Source organism: Colwellia psychrerythraea (genome assembly GCF_000764225.1).
Lineage (GTDB): Bacteria > Pseudomonadota > Gammaproteobacteria > Enterobacterales > Alteromonadaceae > Colwellia > Colwellia psychrerythraea_D.
Window position 1 is genome coordinate 1 of sequence record NZ_JQED01000035.1, and the last position, 13,874, is coordinate 13,874.

Here is a 13,874-nt window from a genome sequence, read left to right on the forward strand (position 1 = left end):
CTTGTTGACGGCTATCTTCTTGACCCATGGCTTGCCAAATACTGTCGTCGAAACCGGCTATTTGATCATTTTTATAAAACATGTGCTTTCTCCGCGGCTCAATTTGCCGTCGTTTTTTTTGTTTGGGATTGAGTCGATAGTAGCTTGCTAAATAATGGCTAACCATTCTGCTAACGTCTTTATCACATCTATTTACGACATAAAAAAAAAGATGATATTTAAACTAAAACATCATCTTCAATCGTTTGTAACCCCTATTAATTACTGGGCTCATTACATTTTTGGATATTAATATTCAACCGAAACATCCCCTTGAGGAACACTACAGCAACTTAATATGTAACCATCAGCGACATCTTCGTCGGTAATGCCACCGTTATGTGACATAACAACTTCCCCGTCGATTTTTTTAACTTTACAAGTACCACATATGCCCATACCACACGCTTTAGGTATGTGAAGACCAACCTTAGAGGCAGCTAGGTGTACAGTGCCTCCTGGTTGTATCTTGACTGATTTACCGGTTTTGCTAAAGGCGACTTCGATTAATGTCTCATCATTGATCGACTCGCCCGCAGCATCTTCCATTTGTTGTTCTGCATCGAGTTTTGCTTCTTCTGGTGGCGCACCAAAGCTTTCTTCATGGTAATTGGCCATGTCAAAGCCAATTCTTTCTAACATCTTTTTGACCGCAGTCATGTAAGGTGTTGGTCCGCAGCAATAAACAGTGCGATCCATAAAGTCAGGGGCTATCATTCTAAGTTTTTGTTCATCGAAGAAACCGCTATAGCCACTCCAGCTATCGCCAATATCATATTTCTCACAAATAAAGTTGAGATTAAAGTTAGTTATTCTTGAATCCATATACTCAAGTTCACGACGATATATAATGTCTTTAGGAGTACGGGCACTGTGGGCAAAAATCATATCCACATCACCGTTAGTGTCGAACCACCAACGAGCCATTGACATCACTGGTGTTATCCCTACACCGCCAGAGAGTAATAAAACTTTTTCGGCAGCAATATCGATACAGTTGAATATGCCTACCGGGCCATGCACCGCGATTTGATCACCTTGTTTAAGGTTGTCATGTAGCCAGTTTGATACCTGACCTCCTGGCATTCTTTTTACCGTAATAGAAAAGCTATATGGCACTGAAGGAGAGGATGAAATCGTGTAACTACGTAATACTTGAACTCCGTCAATTTCTAATTCTAGTGTCACAAATTGGCCAGGTTTGAAAAAGTGCATTACAGGCTCTGAGCTAGTAAAGCAATAAGTACGTGCATCAATGGTTTCGTCAATCACTTTGACGCATTGAACATTGTGACGTCCATTGGTCCATGTTTGGGTGTTAACGGAGTGCTGGGAGGTATTTGTCATAAGTGCATCCAATATTATAGTTATGGCAATACGATGCGCTAAGTGCTTATTCGCCACTTAACTAAAAGCGACATTGATGTAGTTTTTTTTGCCATATTGAGATTCCTTTCATTGAGTATCAGAATTAAATCGCTATAAGTAATGAGGTCTCAGGCATATCAGCATAGTTGATTTAAATACCTTTTTTATTTTATTTCTGATTTTGTAATGACGTGACAGGAAATATCTTGCAACGTCAGTCGATATCTAGTGCAAAAGCATTTCTCTTTCCAGCCGAAAATCTTCACATTGATGAGGAATGGCTATATTTATTGATTTAGATCAACTTCTGTAAGAAATCACTTTTTTGGGTCGGTATTAATTACCTTTTTGGTCGTTTTTAGATAAACCGATTCACGCTGTGAGACTCAATATCTAACAACAAATAATATGAACACTTAGCAGGCAAAAGTTGTTCATGACCTAAATAAAAAGTGACATCTAGATTGTCGAATATAATAGAACAGAGGAATTACTTATGTCTTGCTCACACGAACACGAAAATTTACTGGTTACTTCACCGAATAAGTTGGCGAAGAGCGTTGCGGATACTTTAGAAAAACACCCTATAACCTTTTCTTTACCTCAGGCGTTTTATAACGACGCAGATGTATATCAAGTCGAAATGGAACAAATTTTTTACAAGGAATGGTTGTTTGTCGGCGTCACTGGTGAGATCCCAGACAATGGTAATTTTATCACTCTAGATATTGGTGATAACCCAATTACGGTTATTAGAGATCAAAATGGTGAAGTACGCGCATTTCATAATACTTGTCGTCACCGCGGTTCTAAAATTTGTTTAGTGAAACAAGGAAAGGTACCAAAACTAGTATGTCCTTATCATCAATGGACCTATGAATTAGATGGTGATTTACTTTTTGCAGGTACTGAAATGGGCGATGATTTCGATAAGAATGATTATGGTCTGCACAAAGTGAATTGTCGTGTTGCTGGTGGTTATATTTTTGTTTCTTTGAGTGAAAACCCTACTGATATCGATGGGTTTTTCGATGATTTAACCCATTATCTAGAACCTTATGATTTAGATAACTGTAAGGTTGCCGTCGAAAGTACTCTAGTTGAAGATGCAAACTGGAAATTAGTGATTGAAAACAACCGTGAATGTTATCACTGTAGCGGAAATCACCCAGAATTATTAAATACGTTATTAGAGTGGGATGACACGGAAGATCCAAGGGCTAGTGATGAATTTAAGGCTCAGGTAGCTGCTAAACAAGCAATGTGGGAAGAAGAAGGTATTCCTTATAAGCATGTATCTCATGGGCATGGCCTACGTAATCGCATTGTTAGAATGCCGTTACTTGAAGGTACCGTGTCAATGACAATTGATGGTAATGCTGGTTGTAAAAAGTTAATGGGCCGTATTCAAAACCCAGATTTGGGATCAATGCGCATTTTGCATCTGCCTAACTCTTGGAGTCATGCGATGGGGGACCATGTTATTGCCTTTCAAGTGATACCATTGGGGCCACAAAAAACACAAGTAACGACTAAATGGTTAGTTCATAAAGATGCAGTCGAGGGGGTTGATTATGATGTTGCTCATTTACGTCAAGTCTGGGATGCAACTAATGTGCAAGATAGAACGTTAGCTGAGAACAATCAGAAGGGAATAAACTCTGCTGCATATCAGCCAGGACCTTACTCAACAACCTTTGAGTTTGGTGTGGTTAACTTCATTGACTGGTTCAGTGATACGATGCAAAAAAACATTAAAGCATCCTCTGAATAAAGTAAAAACAATAGGGAATAGAGCTGTTTTCAAATAACAAGCGGTTATTCCAACCATGCCATGGTGTTAATTTATGGCTTACTTCGAAACCAGTGATAGGTGTCACTGGTTTTTTTATGTCTTAATTTTGTGCAATTTCAACGGGTTATTGTGGTAGCACTCTTATGTTACCAAGCCATTTGAAGATGTGTTTTTTAGGGAAAATAAGGAGCTCATGAGTAAGGCGTTTTTTTATTAAGGGGGGGGCAGGAGAATATGCTCAGGATAATTGCTCTTGCATTATCTTATAAGGTACTTTCGGTACCGTCTACATTCTTTAATAAACGACATTCATGTAGCGTCCTTAAAAAGGAGGAAACGAAGATCATGGTTTGCTCACAGTTCCCCGAAGAGCTGCTTTAATAAAGCTTTATGCTGCGTTATTGGTGTCGGCATTATAATCACTATTCTCCTCAAGCAAGACCTTGTCTGAAGGAATTTATCATTCCAGCTAAAACCTGCACCTGCAGGTGGTTTGGGAATATTACTCACTTAGCAAGGATTTAGAGCCCTAACTGAAGGCGTTTATAATTTTCACTGAAATCTTCAACTTCATATGGAACCGCGATAAGTCGGTACATGTTATTTCTGTGTCGCGTTTAGATACCTTGATCTAAATCAACTCTGACTTAATGGGATAAGTTGATTTTTTTGATTAACTTGACAATAAATTTATTTTAAGAGTAGGAGGATTTAAACTCAGGCACTTATGAATAATAAATGTAAATTTTATCTAGATGCTTATAAACTGCTCGTTAAATTAGCAGTTTATAGAAATCTATACTTTTACTTATAACAACTAAAAAAAAGGTGGTTTCTCATGGTAGCGAATCATGGTCTGTTAAAAGGCATGAATCCAGTTACAACACTTGTATCAATGGCTATAATTACGCTGTTTGTCTTGGGCGGTGTGTTTTTCACTGAACAATCAGCTGCGTTATTTACAGCGGTATCTGGTTGGATATTGGCATACCTTAAATGGTATTACATTGGCATTGTAGCAATATTTTTGTTCTTCTGTATTTGGCTGGCATTTAGTCGCTACGGTAACTTACGTTTAGGTGATGATGACTCAAGACCTGAATACAGTAACTTTTCCTGGTTTGCTATGTTGTTTAGCGCCGGAATGGGTATTGGTCTAGTATTTTGGTCTATTGCAGAGCCTATATACCACTTTCAAAGTAATCCCTTTATAACTGAAGGATTAACGGCGGAAGCGGCACAAGTAGCAATGCGTTTAACCTTTTTCCATTGGGGGCTTCACCCGTGGGCAATTTATGTAATTGTTGGTTTATCGCTATCTTATTTCTCGTATAGAAAAAAACTACCTTTGACTATTCGCTCTGCGCTTTATCCTTTGATCGGTGACAAAATGTATGGGCCTGTTGGACACGCGGTAGACGTACTTGCTGTATTTGGTACCGTTTTTGGTGTTGCAACATCGTTAGGTCTAGGCGTAACTCAAATGAATACTGGCCTAAATACTATGTTTGGAATGGAAGTTTCACTTAGTAATCAAATGATACTTATTGCCGTTATCTCTGTTATTGCAACCCTATCAGTCGTATCAGGTGTGGGTAAGGGGGTAAAAATCTTATCAGAAGTTAATATGTGGCTAACGATTGGTATTTTGGTATTTTTACTTTGTTTTGGTCCGACTCGTTATTTATTGGGCAGCGTATTGCAAAGCACAGGTGATTACTTAGGTAATGTCTTATCACTTAGTACCTGGACCGATGCTAATGAAGGTAGCCAATGGCAATCTTGGTGGACTGCATTTTACTGGGGTTGGTGGATGGCTTGGGCACCATTTGTAGGTATGTTTATTGCGCGTATCTCTAAAGGTCGTACTATTCGTGAATTTATTGTTGGCGTATTGTTAGTACCAACGATGTTAGGTTTTATTTGGTTAACTCTTTTTGGTGGAACGGCTATCTATCTGGAACTATTTCACCAAATAACCAACGAAGCGGGCGAGCTGGTTGCTGCTGTGGGTCAGGCGGGTATTGTTGATGCAGTTAAGGCCGATGTAACGTCAGCACTGTATGTGACATTAGACAAACTTGATGCTGGTTTCATAGGCACTATTGCAGCATTTATGGCAACATTACTCATTGCGACTTACTTTATCACTTCATCAGATTCAGGTACGTTAGTGGTTACCACTATTTTATCAATGGGTGATGAAAACCCACCTGTTACTCATCGAGTATTGTGGGGCTTAGGTGAAGGTGCAGTTGCAGCCATCTTGTTGATGGTAGGCGGATTGAAAGCGTTGCAAACCGCTTCGATAACGGCTGCGTTACCTTTCTCATTTGTTATGATAATAATGGTATGGGGCTTGATGAGGTCACTAAGGCAAGAGAATTTAGCGCCTGCAGTGTACACTTCAGCTAAGGCTGTCGCTAGCTAGTGTAAACTCGCAACCCTTATTAACTAAAAAACCAGAACGTCTTATCGTTCTGGTTTTTTTTTACCCATTGAATTTGTATCGCATTAGTTAGTTGTTAAATCAGATACAGTCATGGCCATCTATGCTTTTTATTTGGCAGTAAAAAGGTAGTTTACTATTCTCGCTAATCTAGTTTTTAATTGTTAATTATTTTTAGTCACAAGCCAGGTTCTTTGCTCTAATGCACTATGAATTTTGAGGTCAATGCACCTTTATAGACATTAATAGTAAGTGTGTTGTTTTTCAAATGTACTTGTGCAGTTAAAAAAAGCTTTTTCGAGGTTAGCCGCTATTAAGTCGTTATTACCATCAGACGCTATGTTGAGTTAGGGTGAACTATTTATTGGCGCTTAAATGCCTGAATATATTAAGAGGGGCTTTCTAGGAGTGTGGACTTATTATCTATGTTGACTCGGGGGCAGTGATGACAGTTCTTTAGCTAGGTCTTACGTTTGAGAATAGGTGTTGGAAGTTTGACTACAAAATGACGATAGACATCGTCATTTTGTAGTCGGTATTTAATCGTTTTTTATTTCCTTAAGCGCCAAAATAACCATAGCTTCGAGTTGGTAATTATCATTGTCTGCCGCTTCGGCGAGTTGTGCACGCATACTTGGCGCCCAAAAACGATTGATGTGATGGCTGATCTCAGTTACACATTGTTGTTGTTCTTTACCATGTAATAAATTAAGCGCAATTTGATTGGCCATATCTACCACATATTTTAAACGATCATCTGACATATGCTGCTCTCTTGCTTCTTGGTTTTACCGTAATTAGTTTCACTGTCATTAATCTTATTGAAACCAATTTATTTGTAAATAGTTTAACTGTAAATGGTATGACGACCGTTACGGGCAAAGCCTACTAATGTCATACCTGTGTTTTTTGCTATGTTTATGGCTAAAGCGGTTGGCGCAGAAACAGCTACCAACAAACTGATACCGGCAACATGTGCTTTGCTTATCATTTCATAGCTCGCACGGCTAGAAATGAGCAAAAAGCTGCTATGGTTAATAACAATATTTGTCGCATTAAGTGCGCCAATGAGTTTGTCTAATGCATTGTGTCGGCCAATATCTTCGCGAATAAGTTGAATGTCGCCATTTTCATCACACCAAGCAGCAGCATGCACAGCCCCCGTCATTTGTTGTAATGGTTGGTGCGCTTGCAAGTCCAACACTGCTTTTTGTATTGCTAAATTAGTTAACTCACTTAATTCGCGAGGAGCTTGCTTGTTCTTTTTCTCATCAGCTACCGTGCTCTGCTGGTTTTTCATCGCCTGTTGTAATGACTCTGCGCCACACAAACCACAGCCGGTGCGACCTGTCATATTGCGTCTTTGTTGCTTTAAACGCCAAACTGCTCGATTAGATACCGTGATATTTACTTCAATGCCTAATGCTTGTTTAGTCGCACTAATATCGAGTATTTCATTAGCGTCATCGACAATTTTCTCGCTTAAACTAAAGCCGATTGCCAAGTCGTACAAATCCTTAGGAGTACTCATCATTACTACATGAGAAATACCGTTATAAACCAGGGCAATAGCCGTCTCCTCAGCGATGTCATCCATCGCTGTTGTTAGGGCGTCATTGGTATAGCGCAGCACTTGACGTTGTTGTACTGAAGGCACATCAACGTCAGTATCAGCTGCCATGATATTATGTTTTAACAACGTCCCCCCCATTTTTATTTTTTAAGTACTTCGCTTGTCGCTGACTGAATTGGGCATATTCTGCTTGCCATTTGGACGGCTCATCAACTTTCGTTGCTTGCACCGCTGTTACCTTATATTCAGGACAGTTAGTTGCCCAATCCGAATTGTCAGTGGTGACCACATTGGCGCCACTTAACGGATGATGGAAAGTAGTATAAACCACGCCAGGTTGAACACGTTGGCTAATGAGGGCGCGCAATGCCGTTGTACCTGCGCGACTGGCAATACCGACCCAGTCGCCATCACTGAGTCCACGATCTTCAGCATCATTCGGGTGAATTTCTAATACGTCTTCATCATGCCAAACTTGGTTTTCGGTACGTCTTGTTTGTGCTCCGACATTGTATTGGCTTAATATTCGACCTGTAGTCAATAACAACGGAAAATGCTTATTCGCTTTTTCAGGGGTAGCGACATACTCAGTAATAGCAAACTTGCCTTTTTCGCCCACAAAATCTTCGGTGTGCATAATTGGCGTACCGAGTGGTGTTTTTTCATTACATGGCCATTGAATAGAACCAAGTTGCTCTAATCTTTCATAACTGACACCCGCAAATGTTGGTGTTAAGCGGGCAATTTCATCCATTATCTCACTGGGATGATCGTAATCCATTTCATAACCGAGTACTTTGGCAAGAGCAACTGTCACTTGCCAATCTTCCATACCTGCTAGAGCTGGCATCAGTTTTCGTACGCGAGAAATGCGTCGCTCAGCATTAGTAAAAGTACCATTTTTTTCCATAAATGATGAGCCTGGTAAAAATACATGGGCGTATTTTGCCGTCTCATTAAGGAAGATATCTTGCACAATAATACACTTCATTGCGCTTAAGGCTTTTTGTACATGCTGGGTGTTTGGATCTGATTGGGCAATATCTTCGCCTTGGCAGTACAAACCTTTAAAGTCACCGTGTATTGCAGCTTCGAACATATTTGGAATACGCAAGCCAGGCTCACAATCTAATGAAACGTCCCACTCTTGTTCAAATAAGTTACGTGTGCTTTCATCGCTCACATGGCGGTATCCTGGTAGCTCATGAGGAAAGGATCCCATATCACAAGAGCCTTGCACATTATTTTGGCCACGTAGTGGATTAACGCCAACACCTTCACGGCCAATGTTGCCGGTAACCATTGCTAAGTTAGCAATGGCCATGACAGATGAACTGCCTTGAGAATGTTCTGTGACACCTAAACCGTAGTAAATAGCGCCATTGTCTCCGCTAGCATACAATCTGGCAGCGGCGCGTAGTTCTGTCGCGTCGACACCCGTGATTTCCATAGTGTTTTCAGGTGAATGGCGCTGGTCTTGAATATGTTTATACCATTGCTGGAAGCTAGCATCATCACAACGACTTTGAATGAAATTAACATCTTCCAAACCTTCATCTACAATGACATGGGCGAGCGCGTTAATTAATGCCACATTAGTGCCTGGGCGCAGTTTAAGATGATGTTGTGCTTTAGTATGTGGGCTGTCGATAAGGTCGATGCTGCGCGGATCGGCAACAACTAACTTAGCACCTTGGCGTAAACGGCTTTTAAGTAATGAACCAAAGACTGGATGCGCGTCGGTAGGGTTAGCGCCAATAATGAGTACCACATCAGCTTGCATTACCGATTCAAAGGTTTGTGTTCCTGCAGACTCGTTTAGCGTAGCCTTTAGGCCATAACCTGTTGGTGAATGACAAACTCGGGCACACGTATCAACATTATTATTTTGAAATACAGCACGTACTAGTTTTTGTACCAAATAGGTTTCTTCATTGGTACAGCGAGATGAGGTTATCGCGCCTATACTATTGCGGCCATGCTCATCTTGAATATCGTTCAAGCGTTTAGCTGCAAAGGCTAAAGCTTCTTCCCAGCTTACTTCACGCCAGTCTTGTTCGATATTATCGCGTATCATTGGACTCGTTATTCTGTCCTGATGCGTTGCGTAGCCAAAAGCAAAGCGGCCTTTAACACAAGAGTGTCCTTGGTTTGCTTTACCATTTTTATCTGGCACCATTCTTATGACTTTATCGCCTTGCATATCGGCACGGAATGAACAACCTACACCACAGTAAGCACAGGTAGTAATGATGCTATGGTCCGGTTGGCCATTATCTATAACTGATTTCTCAGTCAGTGTTGCTGTAGGACAAGCTTGTACACAAGCACCACATGATACACAGTCTGATTCGATAAAGTTATTGTCTTGGCCAGTACTTATACGCGAATCAAAGCCTCTACCTTCAACGGTTAAAGCAAAGGTACCTTGTACTTCTTCACAGGCTCTGACACAGCGAGAACAGGCAATACATTTAGAATCATCAAAGCTGAAATAAGGGTTTGACGAATCAGTTGCACCGTCAAGATGATTTTTTCCTTCAAAACCATAGCGCACCTCACGTAAACCGACGGCACCTGCCATATCTTGTAACTCACAGTCGCCATTGGCAGGGCAGGTAAGACAATCTAATGGATGGTCAGAAATGTAAAGTTCCATCACATTACGGCGCAATGTTGCTATTTTCGGGTTTTGTGTTTGTACCTTCATTCCTTCTCTTACAGGAGTAGTACAGGAAGCTGGCATACCGCGCATGCCTTCAATTTCTACTGCACACAAGCGACAAGAGCCAAAGGCTTCTAAATTATCACTCGCACATAATTTGGGAATATTAATATCAGCAATAGCGGCGGCGCGTAAAACGGAGGTTCCTTCAGGCACGACAATATCAACACCATCAATTTGTACACTAACTTGTAACGTAGACTTAGAAGGGGGGGTGCCTAAGTCTTTACTAAGGTCGGCTGGTTGATTGACAGCAGGCTCTGTTTTGGGATCATAATAAGTTATCATTTTATTGAGCCTTTTGTGTTGACGGATGTGGCAAAAAATCATCAGGGAAAAATTTCAGTGCACTGCGTACTGGAAATGGCGTCATACCGCCCATAGCACACAAAGAACCGAACTCCATGGTGTCACATAGATCATGTAATAAGTCTACGCTGTCTTGTCGTTGTTGCGGGTCATTTTTTTCATCGGTAATTTTATCAATAACTTCGACACCGCGTACGGCGCCAATACGGCATGGGGTACATTTACCACACGATTCTACTTCACAAAACTCCATGGCAAAACGCGCTTGTGCTGCCATATCGACTGTGTCATCAAAAGCAACAATACCACCATGACCTAACACAGCACCAATGCTGGAAAACTCTTCATAATCAAGCGCTGTATCCCATTGTTCTTCTGGTAAATAAGCACCTAAAGGTCCACCGACTTGCACACTGCGCATGGCCCGTTTGCTTTTACAGCCATTGCCATATTGTTGTAGTAACTCATTTAGCGAAATACCAAAAGCTAATTCAACTAAACCACCTTGGGCAATATTACCTGCTAATTGAATGGGTAGGGTGCCACGAGAGCGACCCATGCCGAAGTCACGATAGCTCTCACCACCATGGCTTAAAATATAGGGTACAGAAGCGAGGGATATGACGTTATTTACTACAGTAGGTTGACCAAATAAACCTTCAATAGCAGGTAATGGGGGTTTAGCGCGCACTAAGCCACGTTTGCCTTCAAGGCTTTCTAATAATGAAGTTTCCTCACCACAAATATACGCACCAGCACCTAAACGGACTTCTAGGTGAAAACTGTGCTCACTACCACAAATATTATCACCTAGATAACCGGCTGTTTTTGCATTATCAATTGCTTGATTTAAAATGCTGTGAGCTTGTGGGTATTCACTGCGTAAATAAATATAACCTTGATCTGCTCCTACGCTAAGGCCCGCTATTATCATGCCTTCTATTAGCACTAAAGGATCACCTTCCATTAACATACGGTCGGCAAAAGTACCTGAATCACCTTCATCAGCATTACAAACAATATATTTCTGCTGTTCTGGTTCATCCAATACTGTTTGCCACTTTATTCCCGTAGGAAATGCTGCGCCGCCACGACCTCGTAAGCCAGACTCTTTTACTTCATCGACTAATTGTTGTGAAGTTTTGCTTAAGGCATTGCTTAAGCCGACAAAGCCGCCATGAGTAATATAATCTTCAACATCAATGGGATCGATAATGCCTACGCGGGCAAATGTTAATCTCTGCTGAGATTTAAACCAGGGTAATTCTTCGGTTAATCCAAGGCATAGTGGGTGTTCACTAATATCATCAAAACAATGCTGATTAATGATGTTGTTAACATCTTCCGCTTGCACAGGACCATAAGCAACACGGCCCTTTGGTGTACTGATTTCTAATAGAGGTTCTAACCAGAACATCCCGCGAGAGCCATTTCTTACGAGAGTTGCTGCTAGCTCTGGTTGTGCGTTAAGTACACTTTCAACCTGTTTTGCTACTTTATCACTGCCACGAGAACGAGCTGTGGTATCTAAAGAAACAAAAATTTTTCGTGACGTTATTGGCAATGAGCTGTCATCGGAAAGTGAGTGATTCATTTTAACTCCAACGAATAAGTATTTATCGATTTAATAATTTGTTCAAACTTTTGTAGATCTAATTCACCATGAATATCATCACCAATTCGAATTGCTGGCGAGCACGCACAATTACCCAAACAATAAACGGGCTCTAAAGTAAATTGTCTATCTTTACTCGTTTGATGGTAATCAATTGACAAACTTTGTTTGATATTTTCCTCTAATGTACGTGAACCCATGGCTTGGCATGATTCACCCCGACAGATTTCAATAACATGAGCGCCTGGTTCTTCAGTACGAAAATGATGGTAAAAACTAATCACCCCATGAACTTCAGCTTTAGATACATTTAAAGCTTTGGCGATTAAAGGCAGTGCATTGGACGGAATAAAAGACAAGTCGTTCTGAATGGCATGTAATATGGGTAACATAGCGCCGGGCAATGTTTGGTTTTGCTCGATAATGGTCGCAATTTTTTGCAGGCCTTGCTCGTTGGTAGCAGTCATAATGATCCTCTGGGCATTTTACATTAGTAGCATTATCAAATAAGTGATTATATTAAATATAGCCGATTAAGACATCTTCATAGCTAATTGAGACATTTGTTCTTGGTAAATACCATTAAAAAATCGTATGTTTTTTGAACGTCAAATCAATTGCTTATCATAATATGTCGTTAATGGGCATGAATAGCGTCGTAATTGGGATGATTTTAAAGTACTGTGAATCTATTGTATCCGTAGATTTAAACTTTGAACTTTCAGCTTTTATTGATTTATATCACTGGTTGTTGTTAATTAAAGTCTGGCTTTTTGATCTGTATCAATATCTAGATAGTAAATTTTACCTGTTGGATTTAAAAAGGAAAAAGTAAAGTTATTAAGAAAATCGACACACTGTTTTTTAATCAAAACTACAATAATAATAAAAACTGCAATAATAGTAGGAATGAATAACATGCCATCAATAAATCAAAATAGCAGTCAGAGACAAATTAAATGTAAACACGTTGGTTTTCTATTACAACCCAACTTTACCATGTTAGCACTATCATCAGCAATTGAGCCAATGCGAATGGCCAATCAATTATCTGGAGAGAATTTATATCGTTGGACCATCCTGAGTGAAGATGGGCGTGTTGTTACTGCCAGTGATGGCTTAAGAGTTGAGGTTGATTCTGGTATCAATAATTATGTTGAATTTGATACTGTCTTAGTTTGTGGTGGTGTTGATATAAAAGGCACTGTTACTCGAAAAGTACTGAGCTGGTTAACTCATTTATCACGTTGTAATATTATGCTAGGTGGCATCTGTACAGGCAGTTATTTATTAGCAAAAGCGGGTTTGTTAGATGGCTATCAAAGCACCATTCACTGGGAATTACTGGCAAGTTGCCAGGAAGAATTTCCCTTAGTAAAAAGCTCAAATCAACTATTTATGCTTGATCGAGATCGCATGACTTGCTCAGGTGGTACCGCACCCATGGATATGATGTTGCAAGTAATTTCTAAAGAGTATGGTAAAGCATTAACAACGGCTATTTCAGACATGTTCTCCCATGAAAACATTCGTGATGAAAATGACCAGCAACGCATACCACTGCAACATATTGTTGGTGCTACTCAGTCGAAATTGCAAGATGTAGTCGCCTTAATGGAAGCAAATATTGAAGAAATATTGTGCCTAGATGAATTAGCCAGTTTTGTTGATTTATCTCGACGTCAATTGGAGCGACTGTTTCAAAAATATCTTGACTGCTCGCCACATCGTTACTACTTACAGTTGCGATTAGGTAAAGCACGTCAGCTATTAAAGCAAACCAATATGTCTATTATTGAAATCGCCATAGCCTGTGGTTTTGTTTCTACGCCACATTTTAGTAAATGTTACCGTAATTCATTTAATATCCCGCCTCGAGATGAACGTAACATTTTGGCTAAAAACAAACAATTTGCTGCCAGTAATGAGTCCAGTTTGGGATCAGTTAAAATTCAGCATCAGCAACATCATTAGGCAATAAAATACTTAAAGATACCGTTT

At 40.2% G+C, this 13,874-nt stretch carries 9 protein-coding genes; 3 read left to right on the forward strand and 6 right to left on the reverse strand.

Annotated elements, in window-relative coordinates:
* Positions 1 to 288 precede the first annotated feature (288 nt).
* On the reverse strand, positions 289 to 1,386 hold the full coding sequence (locus ND2E_RS08835; protein WP_033094297.1) for a hybrid-cluster NAD(P)-dependent oxidoreductase: 1,098 nt from the start codon (positions 1,384 to 1,386) through the stop codon (positions 289 to 291).
* A 517-nt stretch (positions 1,387 to 1,903) separates the two neighbouring features.
* On the opposite strand from ND2E_RS08835, the gene ND2E_RS08830 reads away from it, so the two are divergent.
* Both ND2E_RS08830 and ND2E_RS08825 read left to right on the forward strand, forming a co-directional pair.
* Entirely contained in the window at positions 1,904 to 3,181 is a 1,278-nt protein-coding gene (locus ND2E_RS08830) for an aromatic ring-hydroxylating oxygenase subunit alpha (RefSeq protein ID WP_052056618.1), read from the forward strand.
* Between the two features lie 859 nt (positions 3,182 to 4,040).
* Positions 4,041 to 5,633, forward strand: coding sequence for a BCCT family transporter (locus ND2E_RS08825; RefSeq protein ID WP_033094298.1), 1,593 nt, complete (start codon positions 4,041 to 4,043; stop codon positions 5,631 to 5,633).
* Positions 5,634 to 6,190: 557 nt separating this feature from the next.
* Here the strand turns inward: ND2E_RS08825 and ND2E_RS08820 are convergent.
* The 5 genes from ND2E_RS08820 to ND2E_RS08800 all read right to left on the reverse strand — a co-directional run bounded on the left by ND2E_RS08820 (position 6,191) and on the right by ND2E_RS08800 (position 12,340).
* The gene (locus tag ND2E_RS08820) at positions 6,191 to 6,415 is read right to left on the reverse strand and encodes a formate dehydrogenase subunit delta (protein ID WP_033094299.1); all 225 of its coding nucleotides are present in this window, start codon (positions 6,413 to 6,415) and stop codon (positions 6,191 to 6,193) included.
* A gap of 83 nt (positions 6,416 to 6,498) precedes the next feature.
* Positions 6,499 to 7,350, reverse strand: a complete 852-nt coding sequence (fdhD, locus tag ND2E_RS08815; RefSeq protein ID WP_052056620.1) for a formate dehydrogenase accessory sulfurtransferase FdhD — start codon at positions 7,348 to 7,350, stop codon at positions 6,499 to 6,501.
* Positions 7,337 to 10,237, reverse strand: a complete 2,901-nt coding sequence (gene fdhF / locus ND2E_RS08810) for a formate dehydrogenase subunit alpha (protein WP_033094301.1) — start codon at positions 10,235 to 10,237, stop codon at positions 7,337 to 7,339. Before fdhF ends, fdhD begins: the two co-directional genes overlap by 14 nt.
* A 1-nt stretch (position 10,238) precedes the next feature.
* On the reverse strand, positions 10,239 to 11,852 hold the full coding sequence (locus tag ND2E_RS08805; RefSeq protein WP_052056622.1) for a formate dehydrogenase beta subunit: 1,614 nt from the start codon (positions 11,850 to 11,852) through the stop codon (positions 10,239 to 10,241).
* Positions 11,849 to 12,340 carry a formate dehydrogenase subunit gamma gene (locus tag ND2E_RS08800; RefSeq protein WP_033094302.1) on the reverse strand — a complete coding sequence of 164 codons (492 nt, stop codon included), beginning with the start codon at positions 12,338 to 12,340 and terminating at the stop codon, positions 11,849 to 11,851. Before ND2E_RS08800 ends, ND2E_RS08805 begins: the two co-directional genes overlap by 4 nt.
* 451 nt (positions 12,341 to 12,791) lie before the next feature.
* Between ND2E_RS08800 and gbdR the strand changes: the two genes are divergently transcribed.
* Positions 12,792 to 13,847 (forward strand): choline metabolism transcriptional regulator GbdR, encoded by a 1,056-nt coding sequence (gene gbdR, locus ND2E_RS08795; RefSeq protein ID WP_033094303.1) that lies wholly within the window; start codon positions 12,792 to 12,794, stop codon positions 13,845 to 13,847.
* Positions 13,848 to 13,874 lie beyond the last annotated feature (27 nt).

Excerpts from the sequence above, each read along its gene's own strand:
- ND2E_RS08820 (WP_033094299.1), bottom strand. The coding sequence starts at position 6,415 with ATGTCAGATGATCGTTTAAAATATGTGGTAGATATGGCCAATCAAATT.
- gbdR (WP_033094303.1), top strand. The coding sequence starts at position 12,792 with ATGCCATCAATAAATCAAAATAGCAGTCAGAGACAAATTAAATGTAAA.
- fdhF (WP_033094301.1), bottom strand. The coding sequence starts at position 10,237 with ATGATAACTTATTATGATCCCAAAACAGAGCCTGCTGTCAATCAACCA.
- ND2E_RS08830 (WP_052056618.1), top strand. The coding sequence starts at position 1,904 with ATGTCTTGCTCACACGAACACGAAAATTTACTGGTTACTTCACCGAAT.
- ND2E_RS08835 (WP_033094297.1), bottom strand. The coding sequence starts at position 1,386 with ATGACAAATACCTCCCAGCACTCCGTTAACACCCAAACATGGACCAAT.
- ND2E_RS08805 (WP_052056622.1), bottom strand. The coding sequence starts at position 11,852 with ATGAATCACTCACTTTCCGATGACAGCTCATTGCCAATAACGTCACGA.
- ND2E_RS08825 (WP_033094298.1), top strand. The coding sequence starts at position 4,041 with ATGGTAGCGAATCATGGTCTGTTAAAAGGCATGAATCCAGTTACAACA.
- ND2E_RS08800 (WP_033094302.1), bottom strand. The coding sequence starts at position 12,340 with ATGACTGCTACCAACGAGCAAGGCCTGCAAAAAATTGCGACCATTATC.